This window comes from Streptomyces sp. TAA040 (assembly GCF_000424845.1).
This window is the reverse complement of the sequence record NZ_AUKR01000007.1, coordinates 14975-38233: the sequence shown is the minus strand read 5'-3', so window position 1 is coordinate 38233 and position 23259 is coordinate 14975. Positions and strand designations below refer to the sequence as shown.

The window sequence follows — 23259 nt, the reverse complement described above, 5'->3', positions numbered from 1 at the left end:
CCCGACGAAGGGTTCGACATGGCGAACACACTGACGGCAGCGGGCTCCCGCCTGGGCGCACCCGCCCGGTCGCCGTCGTTCCGCCTGCTGTGGCTGGGGCAGTCCCTGTCCCTGCTCGGCGACGGATTCAGCTACATCGCCTTCTCCTGGATCACCCTGAGCCTCACCGGTTCCACCCTCGCGCTCGGCTACGTGCTCGCCTGCCAGGCGGTGCCGCGCGCTCTGCTCACCCTGGTGGGCGGCTCGCTCAGCGACAAGTGGTCCTCCCGCACACTGATGCGGTTCTCCAGCTGGGCCCGCGCGGCCCTCATGGTGGCGGTGGGTCTGGCCGGGCTCGGCGGCGCGCTCAACGTCTGGCTCCTGTGCGGCGCCGCCGCCGCGTTCGGGGCCGTGGACGCCTTCTTCCAGCCGGCCCGGGCGTCCATCCTGCCGTCCGTGGTCGAGAAGGACCTGCTGCCCTCGGCCAACGCGCTGCTCGGCGTGGGCATCAAGGTCTCCTCGGTGCTCGGCCCGGCCGTCGGCGGCATGGTGGTCGCCGTGACGAACGCGCCCGTCGCCTTCCTCGTCGACGGGGTGTGCTTCGCCCTCTGCGGCCTGTGCGTGTCCCGCGTCCGCACCCTGCCGCCCAAGGTGCCCGCGGAGCCCGCAGGACACGAGGAACCCGGGAAGCCCGAGCAGGCCGGGGAACCGGCGACGCACACCGCGCGGGAGAAGACAGACGGCACGGAACCGGTCGCGCCGGCACCGGACACCGGGAACTCGCTCATGGCGCGTATCAGGGCCGGGCTCCGCTACGCCTGGGAGGACCCCCGCATCCGCACCGTGCTCGTCGTCGACGCCGCGGTCACGTTCTGCCAGGCCGGACCGTTCACCGTCGGCTTCGCCACCCTCGCCAAGACCGGACTGGAGGGCGGCTCCACGACCCTCGGGCTGCTGAACGGCGCTCTGGCCGCGGGGGCCATGCTCGGCACCCTCGTCGGCGGCGCGCTGAGCAGCAGACCCCGGGTCGGCCTGCTCATCGCCGCCCTGGCGGGCTGGCTCGCCGTGGGCATGGGCGCGCTCGGCATGGTCGACAGCACGCTGGCAGCGCTGGTCACCGTCTTCACCATGGGCTTCGGGATCGGCTTCCAGGGCGTCTTCGGGCTGAGCTGGATCCAGCGCAACATCCACGGCTCGGTGCTCAGCCGCGTCATCTCCGTGGACATGGTGATCGGGTACGCCGTCGCGCCGCTCTCCCTCGTGCTCTGCGGCTCACTGGCCCGGACGGGCACGGACACGCTGTTCGCCTTCTCGGGCGTGCTCCTGAGCCTGACCGCGCTCGGGGTGCTCAGCTCCAGGACGGTGCGCGGCATGCGCTGACGCCGACGTCCCGCCGCCCCGCCTCCGGGGGCGGCGGGACGGGGCCGCCGGCCCCGGAGGCTCAGGAGGCCAGCACGGCCGCCAACTCGCACAGGGCCGACCGGTTCGGGCGGCCCGTCTTCGTGCCCAGGGCGGCGATGTGCTTCTCCACCGTGCGAGGCGAGATGTAGAGCCGGTCGGCGATGTCCTTGTTGCCCAGCCGCTCGACGAGGAGCTGGAGCACCTCGTACTCGCGCACCGTGACGCCCTGGGTGCGTAGTTCGTCGGGGATGCGGCTCGCCCCTCCGCGGCGCTGGTGCACCGGCGCTCCCATGCCGCGCAGCGCTGCGCGCGAGGCACCGGCCACGGCCGTCACCGCGTGCTGGTGGAAGTGCAGTTCGGCCTTGCGCAGCCAGGCCACCGGATCACCCCAACCGCTCTCGTGAGCGGCCTCGGCGGTCAGCCGCAGCCCCAGGTGCAGCGCGGTCGGGTACGGCGCCGCGACGCGCAGTGCCTCCGCGACGGCCGACTCCGCCGCGTCCCTGCTCCCGTCCCTGCCCAGCAGGACGGCGTCCGCGAACAGCAGGAACTGCCGGTTCCAGCGCATACGTCCGGGGGCTGTCGCGGCGATCTCCTCGAACCGGCCCCGGTCCGCCTCCCCCTCCAGCACCTCCAGCAGCAGCCCGACCCCGTACCGGCCGCTGAGGTAGTACGTGCTGGGGTTGGCGTCCTCCAGCGCGGAGACGGCCCGCAGTTCCGCCAGCGCCTCCGCCCGGTCCTCCTCCAGCAGTGCGCAGAACGCCCGGGCCAGCCCCCGGGTGAGCGGCTCCTCCTGCGACCCGCTGCCGTCCCACTCGGCGAACGCCGTCAACGCGCCTTCCATGGCGGCCCGGTCGCCCTGGTGCGCGGCCCGCGTCGCCTGCGCCATCAGCACGTACCGGCTCGCCGGGGTCAGCCTGAGCCGCTGGACCACTGTCAGGCACTCCTCGCCGGCCTCCCGCGCCGCGTCGAACTCGCCGCGCAGGACTGCGTCGAGGATGAGGATGCCGTCCACCGTGTAGACGATGGCGGCCGAGCCGAGCCGCTGCGCCTCGTTCCGCGCCGCCAGCAGTCCCTCCGTGCTGCCCTCTGTCAGCCAGGTGTTCCCCCCGATGCGGGTCAGCGCGTACATGCGCTGGACGGGCAGGTGATGGCGCTCCGCGGTGCTCAGCGCCGACTGGAGCAGGGCCGAGGCCTCGTCGAAGTCCCGCTCCCGGGCCAGTGTCGCCAGGAGTTCCCAGGCCTGGCAGACGACGGTGGCCATCTCGTTCCGTTCGGCGGCCTGGAGCGCCGAGTAGGCGAGTTTCTCGGCCAGTTGCGTGCGATCGGGGCCGGGGGTGTCCAGGGCGAGGTAGGCCGCCGTCACGTCGATGGGCGCGGTGGACCGCTCGTCGGGGCTGTCGCCCAGCAGAGTCCTGGCCCGCGTGATCTGCCGGTTGCCGTCCTCCCAACGACCCGAGGTGTGGGCGACCTTGGCCAGTCGCGTGTGGAGCACCGCCAGCCGCTGGGCGCTCAACCCGCTGCCACCGGGAGTGTGCAGGTGCTCCGCGAAGCCGAACGCGTGCGTGAAGTCGCCGGCCTCGGCCAGCGCCGGGAGCAGCGCCTCCAGGACCTCCGTACGGCGGGCGGTGTCCTGGGCCCCGGCGAGGAGCCGTTCGGCGCGCCCCAGCAGGGTGACCGCCGAACCGATCGCCCCGGCCGCGAGGGCGCGCAGCCCGGCGTCCGCGAACAGGCGTCCGGCCTCTCCGTCCTCGCCCGCCTGCTCGCGCAGCTCCGCCGCCAGCGGGCACCACTCGCCCGCCAGACCGGGGTTCAGCTCCTGGACGGCGTCCGCCGCCCGGCCCGCCATCGCGGCGCGGTTGCCGGGCGTGAGCTGGGTCATCAGCGCCTCGGCGGTCAGCGCGTGCCGGAACGCGTACCAGTCGGGGGCGGGTTCGTCCGACACGACGAGCTGCGCCGCCACCCCGGCGTGCAGGTGGCTCAGCAGGCCGCGGTCGTCGACACCCGTCATCCGCTGGAGCACCGTCAGCGGGAAGCGCCTCCCGATCACGGCGGCGGCCGAGAGGAGGGTCAGGCCCTGCGGTCCCAGTCGGTCGATGCGCCGCAGGATGCCGCGGGCGAGGGCCGTGGAGACGTCGCTGCGCAGGCTGCCCACCACGCGCCAGCCGTCGTCGCCGCGCACCAGCGCGCCGCTGCTGATCAGTCCCTGGAGCAGCTCCTCGACGAGGAAGGGGCTCCCGGCGCTGTCGTCCCACAGGCGTTCCAGGACCTCCGGCGGGACCTGCTCCGGCTCGGTGCCGAGCTGTGCGGCGACGAGGCCCTCCACCTCGGACCGTGTCAGCGGCGCGAGTTCCAGCACTGCGCCCGCCCCGCGCCGCCCGGCCGCCTCGGCCATGTCGAGCGCGTCGCACGGTTCGGTGCGGATGGTGGCCAGGAGTACCACGTTGGTGTGCTCCAGATTGTCCACCAGGTACTCGACGACCGCGAGCGTCTCGGGATCGGCGTCGTGCAGGTCCTCCAGCAGCAGGAGCTGCCCCTGCTCCTTCCCGGTGGCGATGAGCAGCCGCAGCACCGCCTCGCCGAGGATGACCATGGAGCTGTCTTCCTGGGTGTCGCTGCTCCAGTCCGGGATGATCCGGCCGAGCGTCGGCCGGTAGGGGCCGAGCGGCAGGTCGTCCAGCGGCTCCCCGCTCCGGAAGAGCGTCATCAGCGCTTCGGTCAGCGGCCGGAACGGCACCGTGGGCCCGGTGGTACTGCTGCGGCCCCGCAGGACCCGCATCCCCGAGCCGAACGCCGTCCCCGCGGCCTCGGCCGCCAGCCGGGACTTTCCGATGCCCGCCTCCCCGACGAGGAGGACGACCCCACCGCGGCCCTCCCGGGCGTCGGTCAGCGCCTGGCCGATCTCCGACAGCTCCGGGTCACGACCGACGATGAACCGCGTACGGGAACGCATGAGCGTCGATGGTAGTCAGCCCGACCTGCCGGCGTGAAGCGTTCGTGCGTGTCCTCCATGGGGCTCCGACATGCGGAGGAAAGAATTCCGGCGGCCCGGACCGAGATCCGGGCCGGGGCGACGGCCGGTCAGCTGGGGGCGGAGACGCTGGTGTCCATCTGGCTGAGCGTCACGACGGCGCCGCTGGTGAGGACGAGCCCCGCCAGCACCCGTGCCCGCGCGCACGCCCGGTTGCGGCCGCTCAGCGTGACCTGGCCCGCCGGGTCATCGGCTCCGCCCGGCTGCGCGGGCACGGCCTCGGTCTCGGCCGCGGCGGCCTCGGCGGTGGGGGCGGCGGGGGCGGCGGGGGCGACCGGGTGCTTCTGCATGATGACGACCTTTCTCTGGGGAGGTGGAGACGTACGAGCCGTGCTGTTTCAGGTGGTGCGCGAACTCCCGGACGGTTCCGGGAAGGTGTCGAGGAGCAGGACGGACGGGACCTCGGCCGGGAACGCCAGCCGCAGCAGCGCGTACCCGATGCCGGACAGGCCGGTGAGGAACCCGGGAGAGGGGACGTGGTCGGGGGTGCCGCACCGGTGGCCGTGCTGCTCCAGGCGGCCCAGCACCTCCCCGGTGCGGTAGGCCACTGCCGAGCGGGCACCGTCGTGGCCCCGGCCGGCCAGAGCGGACAGCGCCTCCAGCGAGCCGAGGGCGCCGTGCCGCAGGCTCAGGTCGGGCACGTGGGCGGGGACGTCCAGCCGGGCGGCGCTCGCCTCCAGCGCGGGCGCGGGCACCGCCGCTCCGACGGTGCCCGCCGTGTCCGCGGCAGCCAGGGCGACACCCGCCAGACCGGAGTACCAGCCGAGCTCCTTCGGCCGCTCCAGCGCGGCGCCGAGCGCCCGGCCCAGCAGTTCGCCGCCGACGGCGGCGTGCTCAGAGGCCGGCAGGTGTGCCGCACCGCCCGCGCCCCCCGCCCGCCGCATCGCGGCGTACCGCAGCAGGGCCCAGCCGATCCCGGCGTCCCCCTCGGCGAAGCCGTGTGCCCCGCCGCCGGGGCGGCCCTCGGTCGCCGCGCGCTCCGCGGTACGCCGTCCGGCGCGGGTCAGGAGCCGGTCCGCCAAGCGGCGCGCCGTCTGCTCTGCCCCGGGGGCCGCGTCCGCCCGGTGCACCGCGACCGCCGCGGCCACGGCACCGGCCAGGCCCTCCGCCAGTCCGTCACCGGTCGCGGCGCCGCCGTCGACGGAACCGGCGGCGTGTTCCAGGGCCGCCAGGGCGTGGGGGAGGCAGCCGGCCAGGTCCTCGCCCACGAAGGGCGCCAGCCGCGCGAGCGTGTAGACGATGCCGCTCAGCCCGTGCAGGGCCCCCGGCCCCGCTGCGGCACTCGACTCCGGGTCCTCGGCGAGCGCCGCCATCAGCAGCGGCAGCGGGCGGACGGCCTTCGCGGCCAGCTCCGTGTACCGGTCGGCGTCCGCGAGCAGCCCGAGCTGCGCCAGGAACAGCGCCACCCCGCAGTACCCCTGCGCGAGTCCGCCGCCCAGGGGCAGGACCGCCCAGTGCTCCCCCGAGACCTTCTCCAGCCCCAGCCAGTTGACCCGTCCGCCGCCGTGCACGGCGCGGGACGCGATCTCGTCCGCGACACCGCACGCCGCGCTCAGCATCCGCGACGGTTCGGGCACCGCCGCCGGAGCAGTCGCGCTCGTGAGCACCGAACGCGCCCCCGTCGTGACGAGGTTCGCCCCCGCGACGGCGAGCGTCGCCGAGATCACCCACTCCTGGTCGTAGCGGTCCACCTCGCCCATGGCGGCGATCTTGGCCTGTGCCGTGCGCAGCCCCGGCGCGGGCAGCACACCCTCCAGGACGTCGCCCCGTGAGGTGAACACCGCGGTCCGCGCCGGATGGTGGGAGAAGAGAGGCACGTCGCCGCCCCACAGGTCGGCGATCTCGTCCTCGACGAGCCGCTGCCGGGCCGCGTCCCGCACGGACTCCGTGCACAGCAGCGAGAACACCACGTCCCGCGTGAGGGCGTCCCGCAGCACCTCCGGGTGCGCCGACTCGTCCAGCAGTGTCGTGTAGAGGCGGGTCGAGCGGACGATCAGCCGGCCCGGCACGTCGCAGCGGCGCCCCAGCGGGCCTCCCTCGCCCAGGAGTTCCTCCCGGTGGCCGACGACCGCGTCGTACGCGGCGCGGAAGCCCTCCAGCAGCGCCGCCCGGTGGTCGGCGTGCCCACGCCCCACCGTCCGGCCGCGCAGCCGGGGCCGGTTCAGACCCTGCGGGCTGTCCACCCGTCCGCGCAGCACGCGCATCCCGTCCGTGCCGGCACCCTCCCAGCGCATCACCGCGCTCGGGTAACCGCCCCCGGCACCGCCACCGAGGGCGGAGATGTCCAGCGCGCCGTCCTCCCCGATGAGCAGGCTCGGCAGCAGGCAGGTGCGGTGCACCGAGGCGGCCAGCGCGTCGGCGGCAGGGTCGGCGCCCGCCGTCACGGCCGGGGCGAGCCCGGCGTGCAGCAGTGTCTCGGCATCGACCACGACCGGCTGGTCCCGGCAGGCGATCACGTTCTCGAAGTGCATGTCGACACCGTCCAGTGCGTACAGCAGCGCCAGCAGCGCGCCCTGCCGCCGGTAGAAGGTGTCCAGTTCCGTCGCCGACTCGCACGGCGCGTACTCGACGAACTCCATCCAGCCGTACCCCGAACCGTGCACCGACCGCGGCGTGCGCAGCCCCAGCCCCGGCACCCGGTCGTTCGCCCACGCCACCACCTCGTCCAGCAGCGCGTGCTGGCCCAGCGGCCGGGGCTTGTGGACGACCGCGCCGCCGCCGGCGAAGTGCAGTACGGCCACCGAGCGGTGGCCCTGGTGGGCGTCGCCCCGGCCGAATTCGACCCGCCGGACGGCGCCCGGGTCCGCGCCCCCGAACAGGCCCTCGGTGATCCGGCTCCGGTCGGCCGCGAGGCGATGCAGCAGTTCCACCACGTTCCGCGTCGCGTTCCGGCAGGTCACCGCCAGCAGGCGGGCGAGAACCGGGTAGTCGGTGAACAGCGCCGCGAGCCCCTGCCGGGTGCCGGACCCCGCGACGAACGCGGCGAACCTCTCCTGCGGGGTCCCGCCCGCCAGCACTCCGGCCGCCCGCGCCCCGTGCAGCCGCGTGACCAGCGACCGGGCCGCCAGGTGGACCAGCCGGTCACCCAGACTCCGCTCGAACCCATCCCGCACGGCGGCCAGTTCATCCCGCCGCAACTCCAGTTCCGTGGCCGCCTCCCCCCAGGCCGCCCCGATCAGCGGACGCAGCACGGGCAGGAACACCTCCGCGCCCCCGCCACCGGACCCCGCGGCCTCACCGCCGGACTCCGCGGCCTCCTCCGCCGACCGCTCCGGCGCCGCCGCGACCACGCGCTCGGCGTACCGCGCCCACTCCGGTTCGACGGTGCGCGCCGCCAGCCGCTCGGGCTTCTCCACCGCCAGCGCCCGGACCACGTCCTCGCCGATCCCGAGGCCCGCCAGCCGGACCGCGAAGCCGTCCACATCCCCCAGCGACCACGATGCGGGTCGGGGGCGGACGGCGGCGTCCTCACCGGGGCGGGGCGCCCCCGGGGCGGCGAGCCGCTCCCGCAGGTTCAGACCCGGCGCCCACCAGAACGGGGGGAGGTCGCCCACCCGGGGCTCTTCGGCAGTGGCGGTGTCAGTCACACGAGAAAGTTCGCAGAGCCCGGCGCCCCCGCGCATGGGGGCTCGGCCCCCATATTCCGCCCCCGCCCCCAGAGCCCGGCCGCACACCGTCCGACCTGCGGCGCGGACCGCGGTGCCGCGCCGCACCGGCACCGCGGTGCCCCCGCGCCGCGCACGCACCCCACGCGAACCCGCCCGCCGTCCCCCGCACCCGTCCGTGCCGGTCGCACGCACCAGGCGGGCGGGTCCGGCCGAAACTGGGGGACCCGGCCCGATGCCGCACCCACCCCCTTCGCCGCAGCCTGAGAGCCGTCCCGCTTCCGCCGCCCCAGCCCGGTCGGCGAACGACACCACGGAGGACCTCATGGGCGACCCCGTACCCGTCGACGTCGTCGCACTCGACCCGGTACTCGAAGCCGGCACCAAGGCCGCGCTGTTCTCCTGCCCCCAGGTACGGCTGACCGGTGACGGCGACGGCCCACGCGTCGTCATCATCACCGCGGACGCCGTCGGCCGTCCCGAACTGGACGTCCTGCGCACCGTCCGGGACACCCCCGCGCGTCCGGACGTGGTCCTCATCGCCGCCGACCTGGCGCCGGCCGACGCTCTGCACGTCCTCGCCGCCGGCGCCCGCGGCCTACTGCGCCGCCGGGAGGCCGACCCCACCCGCCTCGCCCGGGCCGTCCTGGCCGCCGCCCGCGGGGACTGCACCCTGCCGCCGGACCTGTTCGACCTCCTCCTCGAACACGCCGCCTCCCCCACCACGACTCCCTGGGCCGCCGCGGGCCTCGACGACCGGGAGCGCTCCGTGCTGCGGATGGTGGCCGACGGGCACGAGACCAGCGAGATCGCCGAAGAGCTGTGCTACTCGCCGAGGACCGTCACCACGATCGTCCACGACATCACCCAGCGGTTCCGGCTGCGCAACCGCGCACACGCCGTGGCCTACGCCCTCCGGGCGGGCATGCTGTGACCGCCACCACCGGACACCCGGACGAGCGGTCGGCCGACCCCGTCGAGATGCCCTATCCCGACCTCCTCCGCCTCCTCGGCCTGGCCGCACCCGCCCGTCCCGGTGCGGCCTCCCGCCCTGCCCCGCCCCGTCTGACCGCGCGCCAGACCGCCGTCCTCACTCTCATGGCGGAGGGCCACCCCAACACGGCCATCGCCCGTACCCTGTCCTGCTCGGACCACACCGTGAAGAACGTCGTCTACGAGGTGATGTCCCGCCTGCACGCACGCAACCGCTCGCACGCCGTGGCCCGCGCCCTCCACCACAACCTCATCTGACCCCCTCGGGCAGCCCGCGGGTTCCGGCCGCCGTCCGCGGACCCGGAGCCGCCGGCCCGGCGGTCCTCGGCGAGTACCGGCTGAGCCAGAGGGCCCGGGTCTCCGGACGCAGCGACCCGTCGACCGCCCGCGGGCATCGACGGGCAGTCCGCACGCCGCGGAACCCGCTGGTCGGTCTCCAGGCGAACCAGGCGGACCAGGCGACCGCTCAGGCCCGTACCCGTGTCGGCAGGCGTTCGGCGGTCTCCATCAGCCGGACACTGAACGGGTGCTGCGGAGCAGTGAGGAGCTGCTCCGCCGGTCCCTCCTCGACGAGGTCGCCGGCCTCCAGCACGGCGATGCGGGTTGCCGTCGCCGCTGTGGCCAGATCGTGTGTGACCAGCACCAGGGAGAGATCACCCCGGTCAAGGACGAGTCCGGCGAGCGTGTCGAGGATCGACCGCCGGGTGACCGTGTCGAGGCCGGAGGTGATCTCGTCGCAGACCAGCACGCGCGGCCGGGCCAGCAGGGCGCGTGCCAGCGCGGCGCGTTGGACTTCACCGCCCGACAACCGACCGGGTCGGCGGTGTACGAGGTCTTCCGTCAGACCGAGGCCGGCGAGTGTGGCCAGCGCTTCCTCCAGGGCCTCCGCCTCGGTCACGCCCCGCAGGCGCACGGCCGTTCGCCCCACTTGGTGCAGGACCGGGCGGTGTTCGTCGAAGGCAGCCCTGGCGTCCTGGAAGACGTACTGGACCGCGGCGAGCTGCTGACGTGTGCGGTCTCTCAGACTGCGCGGCAGAGGCGCACCGTCGAGAAGGAGCTCTCCGTCGTGGTTCCGGTGGAGGCCGGACAGACAGCGCGCCAGCGTCGTCTTCCCACTGCCCGAACGGCCGACGACGGCGAGGCATTCGCCGGCGCGGAGGGTGAGCCCGGGCGTACGGAGCACTGCGGTGCGGCCGTGGCGGGCGGTGAGCGGCCCTACCCGGAGGACCTCCTCGCCCCGGGGGTCCGGCTCGATGGGAGTGCTTGCGGACTCGGAGGTGAGCAGTTCGACCGTCCAGGGGTGTCGTGGTGAGTGCCACAGGCGATCGGCCGGCGCCGACTCCACCACGCGCCCGTCACGCATGACCACTACCTCGTCGGCGAGTGCGCGTACGAGATCCAGATCGTGGCTGAGCACGACGACCGCGATCCCCTCCCGGGACACCGCGGCCAGCTGGTCGACGATGCTCCGCTTCGTCAGCGCGTCCTGGCCCGTGGTCGGCTCGTCGGCCACCACCACCTCGGCGCCGAAGAGCAGCGCCTGCGCGAGGACCACGCGCTGCTGCTGACCCCCCGACAGCTGGTGGGGGAATCGCCGCAGCATCGCCCCCGCGTCGGTGAGCTGGGCCAGCGACAGGGCCCGCAGGACTCGTTCCTCGACGGCGGCCCGGCGCTGCCGCCGCGGCAGCTCGCGCACCTGCGCCCGGGCGATGTCACGCAGCAGCGCGCCGACGCGGCGCGCCGGATTGAGCACGGCGCCCGGGTGCTGCGGGATGTACCCGACCAGACCGCCTGACACGCGCACGTCACCGGTGACACGCGCGCCGTCCGGGTACTCTCCCAGCAGGGCGAGGCCCGTGGTCGTCTTGCCGCTCCCGGAGGCGCCCACGAGGGCGGTGACACTGCCGGGGAGCACCCGGAGCCTCACTCCGTCGACAAGCGCACGGCCGTCGATCTCCACTCTCAGATTCTCGATCTCCGCGATCGGCTTCACTTCGCCCGCGATCGGCTTCACTTCGCCCACGTCCCTTTCCCTTTCCTCAACCCGGCGTCGACGAGCAGGTTGGTACCCATGGTGAGGGCGACGACGAGCAGGGCGGGCACCACGACGGCCCAGGGCTGGACGAACAGACCGGTGCGGTTGCGATCCACCATCACCGCCCAGTCGGCCGCGTCCGGTTCGACGCCGACTCCGAGGAACGCCGCGGTGGCGACGAGGTACAGCACACCGGTCAACCGCACCCCCGCGTCGGCGGCGAGCGTGCGGAGGAGGGACCGGCCGACGTAGCCGACAGCCGTGCGCCACCATGTCTCGCCCTGCATCCGCAGTGCCTCTACCGCTGGGCGCGACGCGACCTCGGTGGCTGCGGCACGGACGATCCGGGCGGCGTCGGGGATGTTGACCAGGGTCACCAGCAGGGTGAGGCCGACGGCACCCGGTGTGAAGACGGCGGCGGCGAGCAGGATCATCAGCAGCGACGGCACGGCGAGCAGGACATCAAGCGGCCGCATCAGCAGTTCTTCCAGCCAGCCGCGGCGGGTGAGAGCGCTGAGGAGGCCGACGGGGAGCGCCACGAGGTAGGCAAGGGCGGTCGCGGCGAGCGCCACGAGCACCACGGAGCGCCCTCCGAGCAGTACCTGGCGCCAGACGTCCCGGCCGACGAAGTCCGTACCGAGCCAGTGCCCGCCGCCGAGGGTGAACGAGGCGGCGCGAGGGCCGGGTTCGCCCACCCACAGCGGTCCGAGGAGGGCCAGGGCGAGGGGGACGCCGATGACGACGGCGCCGAGGGTGAAGCGGGACCTCATGCGGCCACCTCCGACCGGGGGGCGAGACGGCGGGCGGCCAGGTCGGCGCCGAGGTTGAGGACGACCGTCGTGACGCCGAAGATGACGGCGAGGCCCTGGACCACGGGGACGTCGCGTTCTGCGACCGCGGCCATGAGGACGGTGCCGAGGCCGGGGATCACGTACAGCGCTTCCACGACGATGACGCCGCACAGCAACCAGTCGATCGTACGGGCGAGTTGCTGCGTGGCGGGTGCCATGGCGTTGGGGAGGGCGTGTCCGTACCGGATGCGGGCACCGGGTATGCCGTAACGGCGGGCGTGTGCCGTGTACGGCGCGGCCAGCGCGTCGATCATGCCGGCGCGTACCAGGCGGGCGAGAGAGCACACCGGACGGGAGAGGAGGACGAGCAAGGGCAGGACAAGGGCGGCCGGGTGAGCGAGGAGGTCGGTGCCGTATCCGACAGCTGTCGGTGGCAGCCAGCCCAGGCGCAGGGCGAAGACGGTGACCAGCAGCGTGCCGAAGGCGAACTCCGGTACGGCGTAGACGCCGAGCGTCACCGAGCTGACCAGACGGTCCACGGGCCCGCCCTCGTGGCGGGCGGCGAGCACGCCGAGGCCGACGCCGATCGGGACGAGCAGCACGACCGTCAGAGCGGCGAGCAGCAAGGTCGGCCCGAAGCCGTCCACGATGTACGTGGCGACGGGCCGTCCGGACGCCAGGGACGTACCGAAGTCGCCGTGCAGGAGCCCGGCTGCCCAGTCGGCCAGGCGTTCGAGCGCGGGGCGGTCCAGGTCCATGGCCTCGCGGATGGCGGCGATCCGTTCCGGGTCGGGCTGGTCACCGGCGAGGGCGACGGCGGCGTCCCCCGGCAGCGCCTCGGTGAGGGCGAAGACGAGCAGCACCACGGCTGCCGTCTGCGCCGCACCGAGCAGCAGCCGCCGGGCGATCCATGACCGTGGTCCGCTCACGCGAGCCACACCTTGTCGAAGCGCGCCCAGTCCAGGGAGTTGGCCGGAGCCTTGGTCTCGACGCCCTTCACGTTGTGAGCGGTGCCGAGAATCCAGTCGGCGAATCCCCAGATCAGGAAGCCCCCTTCGGCGTGCAGGCGACGCTGCATACGCTCGTAGACCCCGGCACGCTCGGTCTTGTCCTTGGTGGACTGCGCCTGCTGGTAGAGGGCGTCGAAGTCCTTGTGGTGCCATTTGGTGGCATTGGTGGTGGAGTCGCTGAGCAGACGTTGGGAGATGTGGGATTCGATGGGCATGGCACCGGAGCGGTAGGAGGCGAGCGTCCCGGAGTCGAGGATGTCCTTCCAGTAGCTGTCCTTGCTGCCGGTCCTGACGGTGATGGTGACGCCCGCCTTGGCTGCCTGGTCGCGGAAGATGGTGGCGGCCTCGGTGAATCCGGCGGCGACAGGCGAGGTGTCGAGCGTGACCGAGAGACCCTCGGCACCGGCCTGCTTGAGCAGGGCCCTTGCCCGGTCGAGGTCCTGTTCGCGCTGGGGCAGTCCAGCGGCGTAGTACTCATAGCCCCGGCCGAACAGGTCGTTGCCGATGGTGCCGGCGCCCGACAGGGCCCCGTCGACCAGTTCTCGGCGGTCGGCGATCAGGAAGAACGCCTCCCGCACCCGCTTGTCGTCGAACGGCGGTCGGTCGGTCTTCATGACGAAGCCCTGCATGGAGCTGTCCGGGAGCCGGATGATCTCGATCTGGCCCTTGCCCTCGTGGGCACGGGCGGTGGTGGGGTCGAGTTCGTGTGCGTACTCGACCTGGCCACCCAGCAGGGCGTTGACGCGGGCTGACTCCTCGTTGGCTACGACGAACTCCAGCTCGTCCAGGTAGGGAGCGCCGTCCCAGTAGTCGTCGTTGCGCGCGAAGAGGGCGGACTTGCCGGGGGCGAAGGAGACGAAGCGGAACGGGCCGCTGCCGACCGGCTTCCCGTCGAAGTCCTGCTCGCCTTCGGGGACGACGTACGCACCGAAGGTGGCGAGCACGTTGGGGAACTCGGCGGCCGGGCGCTTGAGGACGAACTCGACGGTACGGTCGTCCAGCGGACGGCTGGCATCAAGGTCGATGGGTTCAAGGGACGCCTTGGCGCGGAAGGCCTTCGTCGGGTCGGCAATACGCCGGTAGCTGTACAGAACGTCCTTCGCGGTGACCGGACTGCCGTCGTGGAAGACGGCCTCGCGCAGGGTGACCTTCCAGCGGTCCAAGCCGGCGTTGGACTCCCACTCCGCGGCGAGCCTCGGCCGCGCGGACAGGTCCGGACCGTAGTCGGCGAGCTTGTCGAACAGGGCCTTGGCCCGGGCCACGTCGGCGAACAGGCTGCTCAGGTGCGGGTCGAGTGTCTCGCTCGCTCCCCCTCCGGCGAACGCGGCGCGCAGGCGTCCACCGCGCGAGGGCTTGCCTTCGCCCTTGGCCGTGTCGGTGGCCGGCCCGGTGCCGGCGCAGCCGGCCAGGGCGAGCGCACCGAGGCCCGCGGCGCCTCCGGCGACGGCGAGGAAGCTCCGACGGTGCAGACCGGGGAAGCGCGGGTCATTCACAGGGATGTTCGTCATGGTGGCGTTCCTTGCTGCGATACGAACGGGCGGAGGTGGAGGCTCAGGAGAGGAGGGCGGAGGTGAGGCGGGCGACCAGGTGAAGCCGGTCACCGTCGGCCGTGGCGCCGGGCATGTCGCCCTCGTGCCACGGCGGTTCGGTGCGCGGGCCCGGACCGTCCCACAGGGCGAGCACCTCGAAGCCGTGAGCCGCGAGGAAGCGGCGCAGTTCCTGGGGGAAGAGCAGCCGCCACGCCGAGCGCTGCTCCACCGGCGAGGAGCCTTCGTCGGCGGTCCACACCCGCGTACGGCGCAGCAGTTGGGCGGCCCTGTCCACATGGAGCGTGGTGGTGGAGTGGTAGGTGGTGCCCTGCCAGGTGAAACCGCCCGACAGCGGGTTGTCGAGGAGCTCCGTACGGCCCAGGAAGAAGGCACCGTTGCGCATCTCCGCGACGAGCAGGCCGCCGGGTGGCAACGACCGGCGGCAGGACAGCAGGAAGCCGTCCAGCTGGTCGTTCGTGTGGCAGTACAACAGCGCACTGTCCAGGCACACCACCGCGTCGAAGGCACGCTCCCCCAGATCGAACCCGTGCAGATCGCCCCGGAGGTAGGCCGGACCGGGGTGCTCGGCACGGGCGTACGCCAGCATCGCCTCCGACAGGTCGGCGCCGGTGACGCTACGGCCCGCGTGATGCAGGTACGCGGCGTCGCGGCCGGTGCCGCAGCCGATGTCCAGGACGCGTGGACCGGGTGTGCCGTACCGGCGCAGGCACCCCTCGGTCCAACGTCCGGCGAGCCGTTCGGGGTCCGGGAAGCGGGCCTCGTAGAGCGCTGGGTTGTCCGTGAGCAGGTTGGCGGTGGTGGTCATGTGAGGCGTACTCCTCAGGCTGTCGCCGGAACGGACGCGGGACGGGCGGGAAGAACCCGGCGGCGGTGCAGCCAGGCGACCCCCGCGGCGGAGGCGAGGCCGAACGCCAGGCAGCACGCCCACGGGAGCCACAGCGCGTCCATGCGCTCGCCGGCGTCCATCGACCAGCCGACGATCGTGTTGCCGACGGCAGCGGCGATGCCGGAGACCACGTAGAACAGCCCGAAGTAGGTGCCCGTGAGTTCGGATCGGCCGAAGCCGGGGATCAGTTCCATCACGAAGGGCTGAGCCATCATCACCCCCAAGTAGAGCAGCAGGGCGCCGGCCAGGACGGGCCAGAGGCGAAACAGCGTCTCCGCAAGGCCGGCGGGCGCCGCACCGTAGCCCGACACCGCCATCGGCGGTACGAAGGAGAGTCCCATCAGCGCGAGTCCGGCACTGATCCAGCGCGCCCTGCTGCCCCGCCTCTTCAGCGCACGTGTGACGCGCAGCTGAAGCCAGAGGTTGGCGAGAGTACCGACGAGAAAGACGAGCCCGACCGCGCCCTCCCAGCCGGTCGCCCGCCGGGCCCCGTCGGGAATCAGCATGTACAGCTGGTTCTGCATGGTGAACATGCCGACCATGGCCAGGGCGAAGGCCACGAAGCCCCGGTTGCCGACCACCTCTCGCCAGTCGGAGGCGACGCTGTTCCCCGTGGGCACGACCTTGCGGGCCGGGAGCACGAGCGCCTGGGCGACAGTGAGTACCGCGAAGATCCCCGCGGCCGTGAGCGCCGAGGTCCTGAAATCGACCAGCAGCAGGGCGCTGCCGAGCAACGGCCCGATCAGGGCACCAGTCGTGGCGAAGACGCTGAACAGAGCGAACGCCTCCGCCTTGCGCTCCCCCGCCTCCAGCGCGAGATAGGCTCGCACGGCAGGATTGAACAGCGCTCCGGCCAGGCCGCTGAGCACGGAGGCGGCGAGGAGCACGGACAGCCCGTCGCCGAGCGCGAAGAGCCCGAAGCCGATGGTGCGCAGGGCGCATCCGGCGATGATGACGCCGCGGGCTCCCAGCCGGTCCGCTGCCGTTCCGCCGATGAGGAAGAGTCCTTGCTGGCTGAGGTTGCGCACACCGAGCACGATGCCGACGACCGCCGCCGACATTCCCAGGTCCTCGCTGAGATGCAGGGCGAGGTAGGGGATGAGCAGGTAGAAGCCCGTGTTGACGCCGAGCTGGTTGATCAGGAGCAGCCGGATCGCGAGCGGAAAGCCCCGCAGCTCGTGCCATGTCCTCATGCCCGGACCTCCTCGGCCACGCGCCGGTGGACCCCCAGGCCGGGGTCGCAGCTCGTGCGTACCGTGCCGTCGGTGCCGCCGATACCCGCCCAAGGGTCCTCGGCGAGCAGCAGATGACCGTCGAGATCGACCCAGCGGGCGCGGTCGGCGAGGTGGACGGCAGGGGCGATGCCGAGAGTGCTGGCGGTCAGACAACCGAGCATCAGCCCCGTGCCGGTGCCCACGAGCAGTTCAGCGATCCGGAGGGCGACGCCGACGCCACCGCACTTGGCGAGTTTGACGTTGATGCCCTGCACACGCCCGGCGAGGCGACGCGCGTCCTCGAAACCGGTCGCGTCCTCGTCAGCGATGATCGGCAACGGCGAACGCTCCGCGAGCTTCGCCAGCATTTCCGGACGGCCGGGGGCCAGGGGTTGCTCGACGGCCTCGACACCCAGCTCCGCGAAGAGCGGCAGCAGTCGCTCGGACTCCTGGACGGTCCACGCTCCGTTGGGGTCCAGCAGCAGCCGGGCACGCGGCGCTGCGGCACGGACGGCCCGTACACGTGTCAGGTCCTCCAGTGGGTCCGGTGCGCCGGCCTTGAGCTTGATGACCGAGAATCCCTCCCGGTCCAGGGCCGCTGCCCGCGCTTCGGCCCGTCGCGGCGTGGTGATGCCGATGGTGCGGGCGGTCGCGGCGGAAGGCGGACTTCCGTGGGAGTTCAGGAAGCGGTGCACAGGGGCGCCCGCCCGCTTGCCGACAAGGTCCAGCAGAGCGGACTCCACGGCAGCGGTCACAGCCGGCGGCGCGGGGGTCGTCCGGGTGCCGGCCCACAGTGCTTCGAGGGCGGCTTCGGGGTCGGTGAAGCGCACCAACCACTGGGACTCCGAGTACAGCAGCCGATCGAGAGCCTCGGCGTCGAGGCCGTAGTACACGCTGGTGACGGCCTCCCCGTAGCCGCGGCGGCCTTCGTGCTCGATGGTCAGCCACACGGCCTCCCGGGCTGCCATCGTGGACCGGGAAATACGCAGTGGTTCGGAAAGGGCGAGATGTACCGTCTGCCGGCTGCACTTCACGGCTTCTCTTCCGGGGTCGTGGTGAGTGGGTCGGTGACGGTGCGGCATCGAACCCAGCCGTGAGCCTCCACCGCCGTGGGGTGGGGTATTTCCATCGGCCGGGTGGCCGCGGTGGCCGGGTCGACGCCATGGGCGTCGACGAAGCCGTCGTCGAATACGCTGTCGAGGTAGCGGTGCGGCCCGTCCGGGAAGACCGTGGCGACGACCCCGCCCGGGTGAACGCGGGCGGCCCAGGCGGCGACGAGCGCGACAGCGCCGGTGCTCCAGCCCCCGCTGACGAAGTTGGAGCGGGCGAGCCGCCGACACGCGTCGGCGGCCTCGGCCGGGCCGACCCAGTGGACTTCGTCGAACGCCTCGTAGGCCACGTTGCGCGGGTGGATGCTACTGCCCAGCCCACGCATCAGCCGGGATCTGGCGGGCTGCCCGAAGATCGAGGAGCCGGTGGCGTCCACCCCGACGAGTCGCAGGCCGGGCCAGTGTCGCCGAAGCGGCCCGGTGATGCCTGCGCTGTGGCCTCCGGTACCGACGCTGCACACCAGCACGTCGAGGTGGTCGAGCCGAGTGGCGATCTCAGCCGCCAAGGACGAATAACCCGCCATGTTGTCCGGGTTGTTGTACTGGTCAGGCCAGTACGAGTCCGGGAGTTGTGCGCGCAGTTCGCGGAGCCGGGCGAGCCGGGCGGCCTGCCAGCCGCCCTCGGCCTCCGGGCGATCCACCAGCTCCAGCCGGGCCCCGTGGGCGCGTAGCAACTGCCGCATCGACGGTTCGAGTTCACTGTCCCCGACCAGCACGATCGGATGACCGAGCGCCTGACCTGCGAACGCCAGTCCGATGCCGAGCGTTCCGGAGGTGGATTCCACCACGGGGGCTCCGGGCCGCAGTTCTCCGCGTTCCTTGGCACCCAGCAGCATGGAGACGGCGGAGCGTGCTTTCATGCCACCGACACCGAGCCCTTCGAGCTTGGCCCAGAAGCCGGGCTGCGGGCACGGCAGGTCAGTGGTCACACGAGCCAGAGGCGTCCGGCCGAGCAGGCCGAGAAGCTCGCGATTGCCCGCGCCGAATCCGGAGTTGAGTACGGCCGTGGTCACAGGGCGGCTCCGTAGCGGTGTACGGCCCCCGGACCGCCGTCCAGCCAGAAGAAGGGATACGGCTCGGCGCACACCGCGCTGATGCCGGAGCCGATCAGGCGGGGCAGAACCGCGCTGCCGCTCTGTGCGAACATCACCAAGGGCCTGCCGCGGCGCTGCGCGTGCTGCCGCAGCGGCTCGAAGCTGCCGTTGCCGAGGGTCATGCCTGAGGCGAGAACCACGTCACAGCGCTCGATCGCCCCCAGGGCGTCGGTGCACACGGGTTCGCCCCATTCGGTCGTGCCCCCCTTGAGGTCGCACGGGATGTACGCGAGGCCACGGGCCCGCAGCGCCTCCAGCAGCGAGTTGACCACGCCCACCACCAGCACCGTCGCTCCGGGCACGGCGTCGATCAGTCCGACCACGGCATCGGCCCTCGCTCGGGACTTCTCCAGGGACGTGCCGGCAGGCAGCGGACAGGCTCGCGCCCCGTGGGCGGAACCGTGCGGCAGGGCGTGCATCAGGTACGCGTCGAGCGCAGCGACCCGTACCGGCGTCAACTCGTGGGCGAGGAGTTCGGCGATGTCCGCGCCGACACAATCCTCGACGGCGCCGTCGGGCAGTTCTCCGGGCTCGACCGCGCAGGAACCCACGGCTTCGGCGAGGCGCAGGCTGAGCACTTCGTTGCGGTAGCCGGAGCCGCGTCCTTCGTGCCGTACTGCCTGACGCGTGGTGAAGGCCACGGCGATCCGCTGGGTGCGGGGGTCGGGACCGAGCCCGCTGGCCAGAACGCGCTCGACGAGGTCGTCGTACGAGGAAGCCGCACCGTCCACAGTCCCGGGGGAGCTCATCGGGCCACCACCCGGGGGTGCAGCTGTGCGAGGAGGGAGGCGACTCGATCGCGGGCGCCCGAGCCCTGCGCGTCACCGGCCATGACGTGGCCGAGGTACTCGTTGTTGCTGCCCGCGGCCTTGACCGCCCTCCCCGGCTCTGCGAGTTGCAGTTCCAGCAGTCCGTCCGACGCACGCACCGCGTCGGCACCCTCGACAGTCCCCAGAACCCCTTCCCCGTCCGGTACCAGGAAGCCGATCGCGGCGCTGACCAAACCGGTGTCGCGGCGACGCAGGTCCGGCTCACGGCCGAGAGCGACGTCCACGCAGGCCGCGGCCAGGTCGATACCGGTGACGTGGCGTACGAGTTCGGTGATGCGGTTGCCTGCCGGCCGGGGGTTGACCTCGACCACGCGTGGTCCGGCGGTCGCCAGCTTGATCTCGGTGTGGGCGACGACCCCGTCGAGGCCGAGTGCCTTGAGCGCCCGGCGCGCGGTCTCCTCGGCAGCCGCGGTGTCCGTGGCGTTCAGGACGGCCGGGAACATGTGGCCGGTTTCGACGAACGCGGGGACTCCCCCGACGCTCTTGTCGGTGACGCCGACGACATGCACGTCCCCGCCGTACGACACTGTCTCGACGCTGACCTCGGGACCGTCAAGCAGCTCTTCGAGCAGAACCACGGGCTCGCGGCGCTGCCCGCGGGCGTTGACGGGGAAGGCGGCGAGTGCCCGGTAGGCATGTGCCAGTGCGGCCTCGTCGTCGACACGGCGGACGAACATGCCGGCGCAGAGGTCCACGGGCTTGAGCACGAGAGGGTAGCCGAGGTCGCGAGCCGCGGCAGTCGCCTCGGCCCACTCCGCACACACCGCGAAGCGTGGCCCCGGGAGGCCGGCCTCTGCCAGCACCCGGCGGGTCTCGTCCTTGCGGCACGCGTTCTCGACCGACACGAGCGTGGGGCCGGGCAGTCCCAGACGACTGGCGATCGTGGCGGCCGTCCGCAGGTAGTAGTCGCAGGAGGTGATCACTCCGTCGAAGTGCAGCGCCTCGTGGGCCCGCCCGACGAAGGGCAGCAGCGCGTCGGTGTCGTTGGTCTCCGTGGTGAGGACATGGTGGGCCGCGAGAAGCGGGTGGGCGGTGCCCTCCGGCGCGGAACGAAGGTAGTGATGCAGGTCACGCGTCAAAAAGGTGAACTCGTGGCCCGCCTCCCTGACCGCTCTCGGCAGCAGCCTGCTCATGGATCCGACCCAGCTCTCGACCATCAGCAGATGAGCCACGAGTTCCCCTTCACACGGTGCGGCTGACGTTCTTTCCGCCAAGGCGACGGCGCCGTCGCTTGACCGAGGAGACAGTATCGACAATCGTTTTCGTTGTCATCTGATGGTACGCAACATCTCCGCATGCGAGACACGGCCGCCGCCCTGCGCCCCCGGAACACTTTGTGCACCTCGTCGCCACGGCAACCGGACGGTCCGGCGCCCCTTCCCGGCTCGGCGCCCACCCCGACGCGACACCCCGGCGCGCCCGGACCGATCGGGTCGGCGACCCGGTCGAAGCCCCGATCGAGGAGCACCCGCACGGTGTACCGATCCACCGCTGCGGCAAGACGTGCGCGCACGGACAGCGCCACCGCCCCCGTGAACAGCCCCGTACCGGCGGGCGATGCACCAGCCCGGCCGGGCCCCCGACGCCGCTTCCGTACACGTCACGCCTTCAGGAGACTTCGGTGAACCACCACCCCCACCCGCCCTGCACCGTGCACACCGCCACGCCTGCCGACGCGGAAGGCGCCCGGCAGGTCATGCCCGACACCTTCTACCGGGACTTCGGCTACGGGAACGTACCCAAGTGGCACCAGGACGTCATCGACATCGCGAACACCTGTCTGGACGACCCCCGCCACGTGCTGCTGGTCGCCGTGCACGACGGCGGGGTCGTAGCCACGACGGGTGTCCGGTCGGCAGGACCGGCCCACCCACCGCACCCGCGGTGGCCCTCCGAGCGCCACCCCTCGGGCACCACCGCGCAGATCGTGCAGGTCTACGTACGCCCGGAGCACCGGCGGCACGGACTGGCACGCACCCTCGTGGACCGGGCCTGCGCCTTCGCCGCCGCGACTCCCGGCTACGACAGCGTCCACCTGCACACCAACGTGGACGTCGGGGGCGCCGCAGCCTTCTGGCGAAGCATGGCCAAAGAGGTCTTCGACGCCCGCGGGACAGGAGAGCACGGACCCGGCATGGGCACCGTGCACTCCGAGATCCCGCTGCTGGGGCACGGACGGCCGCCCTCACTGTGACGGCTGTGTCGCTGCCGGTCCGGCGCCGGGAATCCCGGGCCGGGCCGGTCCGGAAATCCCGGCCCGGCCGAGCGCGCGGTATCGGGTGCCCCTGCTACCGGTCGGCGAGGCCCATGGCGCGGTCGGCGACTCGTCCGTCACCCGGGCCGCGCGGGCAGCCCTTACGCGCCGGCCTCGGCGCCGCTCCGGGTCTCCGCGAACCACTCCTCTTCGAGGATGCTGAACACCAGGGAGTCCCGCCAGCCGTCCCGAATCCACGCCGTGTGCCGGTGGTGCCCCTCGTACGTCATGCCGAGCTTCGTCAGCACCCGGGAAGACCCCCGGTTGCGGGGGTCGCACGTGGCGTGGATCCGGTGGAGTCCCATCCGGTCGAAGCCCAGCGAGAGCAGCGAGCGCCCGATCTCCGTGCCGATGCCCTGGCCCCACACCCCTGGATGCACGACGTAGGAGATCTCACCCTGGCGCTGCGTGGGACTGCGGAGGTGCAGCTCGCCCATACCGACGACGGCGTCGCCGACGCGCGCCACGTGTGCCAGCCGCCGCAGCGGTTCGTGTGCCCAGGCTTCGGACGCCGTCCTCACGAAGTCGCGCGTCCGCTCCTCGGTGTTCGGCCCCCAGGGCTGGAAGCGGCAGGCGTCGGGCAGGCAGGCCCACGAGTGGACCGCCCGCCAGTCGGTGAACACGATCCTGTGCAGAGTCACTGGGCGTCGGCTCATGGGCCGATCATCTCAGCGAGAGCCGAGCGAGTGCACGGTCTCACGGGCATCCGCTCGTCGCAGGACATCCCCGGTCATCAGGAAGATCCCCCGTTCACCGCGGGGCGGGAGCAGTTCGCAGTCGCCGGGGACGGACAGGCTGTTGCCTGGTGGCGTCTGCGCCAGTGGGACCAGTGCAGCAGTCTGCCCGCGGTCACGGCCGGGCCGTGAGGACGGCGGCGAGCAGGACGCGGATCTCGGGGACGGTCAACGTGATCGGGTCGCTGCCGCGGGTGGGGTGGAGTGGATCGACGGGCCGTTGCGGTGCCGGGTCGGCGGCAAGGGCGGTCACAAACGCCAGCGCGAGCATGGCGAGCGTGATGTGCCGGCGCCATGAGGTCCAGTTGCGGACCTGGTAGTGGTCGAGTCCGACCTGGCCCCTGGCGGCCTGGGTAGGGTGGGCCGCACGGGGTCTTCAAAGTTGAGCGGGGCGGAGGTGCCCACGGGCGCGGCGGGTGGTGACACAACGTGGGCGTAGCCGCTGGTTCATGGCGTTGCGGAACCCGAAGGCGGCGCGGGCGACGAGCTTGATCACGCGGTTGATGCCCTCGCTTTGGGCGTTGCTGTGTCCGGTGTCGATGAACGCGGCGATCTCGTTCCACCAGCGGTCCACGGTGGTGGCGAGGGTACGCACTTGCGGGATGTCTGCGTCCGCGCACCAGGCAGGGATCCGGCAAAGTCGTCGTGTAGCCCTGCGGCGTGGGGTTTTGTGGCGGGGTAGCGGTGCGCGGGCGTGTTCCGGTCCGGTTGGATGGAGGTTCCTACGCCGTACCGTCCGACCAGGG

At 72.7% G+C, this 23259-nt stretch carries 18 protein-coding genes and 2 pseudogenes; 4 read left to right on the top strand and 16 right to left on the bottom strand.

Annotated elements, in window-relative coordinates; translation table 11 throughout:
- Positions 1–18 precede the first annotated feature (18 nt).
- Positions 19–1359 (top strand): MFS transporter, encoded by a 1341-nt coding sequence (locus tag H300_RS0107330; protein WP_028426917.1) that lies wholly within the window; start codon positions 19–21, stop codon positions 1357–1359.
- A 61-nt stretch (positions 1360–1420) separates the two neighbouring features.
- Here H300_RS0107330 and H300_RS0107325 read toward each other — a convergent pair whose 3' ends face one another.
- The 3 genes from H300_RS0107325 to H300_RS25490 all read right to left on the bottom strand — a co-directional run bounded on the left by H300_RS0107325 (position 1421) and on the right by H300_RS25490 (position 7995).
- Positions 1421–4330: a LuxR family transcriptional regulator gene (locus H300_RS0107325; protein WP_028426916.1), complete on the bottom strand. Its 2910-nt coding sequence runs from the start codon at positions 4328–4330 to the stop codon at positions 1421–1423.
- Between the two features lie 128 nt (positions 4331–4458).
- On the bottom strand, positions 4459–4698 hold the full coding sequence (locus H300_RS25495; RefSeq protein WP_037979409.1) for a hypothetical protein: 240 nt from the start codon (positions 4696–4698) through the stop codon (positions 4459–4461).
- Positions 4699–4746: 48 nt separating this feature from the next.
- On the bottom strand, positions 4747–7995 hold the full coding sequence (locus H300_RS25490) for a type 2 lanthipeptide synthetase LanM family protein (RefSeq protein WP_158678334.1): 3249 nt from the start codon (positions 7993–7995) through the stop codon (positions 4747–4749).
- A gap of 343 nt (positions 7996–8338) precedes the next feature.
- Between H300_RS25490 and H300_RS0107310 the strand changes: the two genes are divergently transcribed.
- Together H300_RS0107310 and H300_RS25485 are read left to right on the top strand one after the other, a co-directional pair.
- The gene (locus H300_RS0107310; RefSeq protein WP_028426915.1) at positions 8339–8947 is read left to right on the top strand and encodes a LuxR C-terminal-related transcriptional regulator; all 609 of its coding nucleotides are present in this window, start codon (positions 8339–8341) and stop codon (positions 8945–8947) included.
- On the top strand, positions 8944–9264 hold the full coding sequence (locus H300_RS25485; RefSeq protein WP_051269681.1) for a helix-turn-helix domain-containing protein: 321 nt from the start codon (positions 8944–8946) through the stop codon (positions 9262–9264). Before H300_RS0107310 ends, H300_RS25485 begins: the two co-directional genes overlap by 4 nt.
- A gap of 208 nt (positions 9265–9472) precedes the next feature.
- Here the strand turns inward: H300_RS25485 and H300_RS0107300 are convergent, their stop codons facing one another.
- The 10 genes from H300_RS0107300 to H300_RS0107255 are packed head-to-tail and all read right to left on the bottom strand — an operon-like array spanning position 9473 to position 20697.
- Positions 9473–11029 carry an ABC transporter ATP-binding protein gene (locus H300_RS0107300; protein ID WP_051269674.1) on the bottom strand — a complete coding sequence of 519 codons (1557 nt, stop codon included), beginning with the start codon at positions 11027–11029 and terminating at the stop codon, positions 9473–9475.
- Positions 11017–11811: an ABC transporter permease subunit gene (locus tag H300_RS0107295; RefSeq protein WP_028426913.1), complete on the bottom strand. Its 795-nt coding sequence runs from the start codon at positions 11809–11811 to the stop codon at positions 11017–11019. Before H300_RS0107295 ends, H300_RS0107300 begins: the two co-directional genes overlap by 13 nt.
- A complete protein-coding gene (locus H300_RS0107290) occupies positions 11808–12761 on the bottom strand; it encodes an ABC transporter permease (protein ID WP_028426912.1) in 954 nt (317 codons plus the stop codon). Before H300_RS0107290 ends, H300_RS0107295 begins: the two co-directional genes overlap by 4 nt.
- Positions 12758–14350 (bottom strand): ABC transporter substrate-binding protein, encoded by a 1593-nt coding sequence (locus tag H300_RS0107285; RefSeq protein ID WP_199779146.1) that lies wholly within the window; start codon positions 14348–14350, stop codon positions 12758–12760. Before H300_RS0107285 ends, H300_RS0107290 begins: the two co-directional genes overlap by 4 nt.
- A gap of 43 nt (positions 14351–14393) precedes the next feature.
- Entirely contained in the window at positions 14394–15197 is an 804-nt protein-coding gene (locus tag H300_RS0107280) for a class I SAM-dependent methyltransferase (RefSeq protein WP_028426910.1), read from the bottom strand.
- A gap of 14 nt (positions 15198–15211) precedes the next feature.
- The gene (locus tag H300_RS0107275; protein WP_028426909.1) at positions 15212–16471 is read right to left on the bottom strand and encodes an MFS transporter; all 1260 of its coding nucleotides are present in this window, start codon (positions 16469–16471) and stop codon (positions 15212–15214) included.
- Positions 16468–17526, bottom strand: coding sequence for an enolase C-terminal domain-like protein (locus H300_RS0107270; RefSeq protein ID WP_028426908.1), 1059 nt, complete (start codon positions 17524–17526; stop codon positions 16468–16470). Before H300_RS0107270 ends, H300_RS0107275 begins: the two co-directional genes overlap by 4 nt.
- The gene (locus H300_RS0107265) at positions 17523–18614 is read right to left on the bottom strand and encodes a cysteine synthase family protein (RefSeq protein WP_028426907.1); all 1092 of its coding nucleotides are present in this window, start codon (positions 18612–18614) and stop codon (positions 17523–17525) included. Before H300_RS0107265 ends, H300_RS0107270 begins: the two co-directional genes overlap by 4 nt.
- Entirely contained in the window at positions 18611–19444 is an 834-nt protein-coding gene (locus H300_RS0107260) for a Rossmann-like domain-containing protein (protein WP_028426906.1), read from the bottom strand. Before H300_RS0107260 ends, H300_RS0107265 begins: the two co-directional genes overlap by 4 nt.
- On the bottom strand, positions 19441–20697 hold the full coding sequence (locus H300_RS0107255) for an ATP-grasp domain-containing protein (protein ID WP_028426905.1): 1257 nt from the start codon (positions 20695–20697) through the stop codon (positions 19441–19443). The genes H300_RS0107260 and H300_RS0107255 overlap by 4 nt, the downstream gene beginning before the upstream one ends.
- A 449-nt stretch (positions 20698–21146) precedes the next feature.
- Between H300_RS0107255 and H300_RS25480 the strand changes: the two genes are divergently transcribed.
- Entirely contained in the window at positions 21147–21719 is a 573-nt protein-coding gene (locus H300_RS25480) for a GNAT family N-acetyltransferase (protein ID WP_037979406.1), read from the top strand.
- 161 nt (positions 21720–21880) lie between these two features.
- Here the strand turns inward: H300_RS25480 and H300_RS0107245 are convergent, their stop codons facing one another.
- The 3 genes and pseudogenes from H300_RS0107245 to H300_RS25475 all read right to left on the bottom strand — a co-directional run.
- Positions 21881–22435, bottom strand: coding sequence for a GNAT family N-acetyltransferase (locus tag H300_RS0107245; protein WP_028426904.1), 555 nt, complete (start codon positions 22433–22435; stop codon positions 21881–21883).
- Between the two features lie 77 nt (positions 22436–22512).
- A pseudogene (locus H300_RS32225) lies at positions 22513–22865 on the bottom strand (IS701 family transposase); the annotation flags it as partial.
- Between the two features lie 24 nt (positions 22866–22889).
- A pseudogene (locus H300_RS25475) lies at positions 22890–23165 on the bottom strand (transposase); the annotation flags it as partial.
- Positions 23166–23259: the final 94 nt, after the last annotated feature.

Excerpts from the sequence above, each read along its gene's own strand:
- H300_RS0107325 (WP_028426916.1), bottom strand. The coding sequence starts at position 4,330 with ATGCGTTCCCGTACGCGGTTCATCGTCGGTCGTGACCCGGAGCTGTCG.
- H300_RS0107275 (WP_028426909.1), bottom strand. The coding sequence starts at position 16,471 with ATGAGGACATGGCACGAGCTGCGGGGCTTTCCGCTCGCGATCCGGCTG.
- H300_RS0107245 (WP_028426904.1), bottom strand. The coding sequence starts at position 22,435 with ATGAGCCGACGCCCAGTGACTCTGCACAGGATCGTGTTCACCGACTGG.
- H300_RS0107280 (WP_028426910.1), bottom strand. The coding sequence starts at position 15,197 with ATGACCACCACCGCCAACCTGCTCACGGACAACCCAGCGCTCTACGAG.
- H300_RS0107330 (WP_028426917.1), top strand. The coding sequence starts at position 19 with ATGGCGAACACACTGACGGCAGCGGGCTCCCGCCTGGGCGCACCCGCC.
- H300_RS0107295 (WP_028426913.1), bottom strand. The coding sequence starts at position 11,811 with ATGAGGTCCCGCTTCACCCTCGGCGCCGTCGTCATCGGCGTCCCCCTC.
- H300_RS0107260 (WP_028426906.1), bottom strand. The coding sequence starts at position 19,444 with ATGAGCTCCCCCGGGACTGTGGACGGTGCGGCTTCCTCGTACGACGAC.
- H300_RS0107310 (WP_028426915.1), top strand. The coding sequence starts at position 8,339 with ATGGGCGACCCCGTACCCGTCGACGTCGTCGCACTCGACCCGGTACTC.
- H300_RS25495 (WP_037979409.1), bottom strand. The coding sequence starts at position 4,698 with ATGCAGAAGCACCCGGTCGCCCCCGCCGCCCCCGCCGCCCCCACCGCC.
- H300_RS0107285 (WP_199779146.1), bottom strand. The coding sequence starts at position 14,350 with ATGACGAACATCCCTGTGAATGACCCGCGCTTCCCCGGTCTGCACCGT.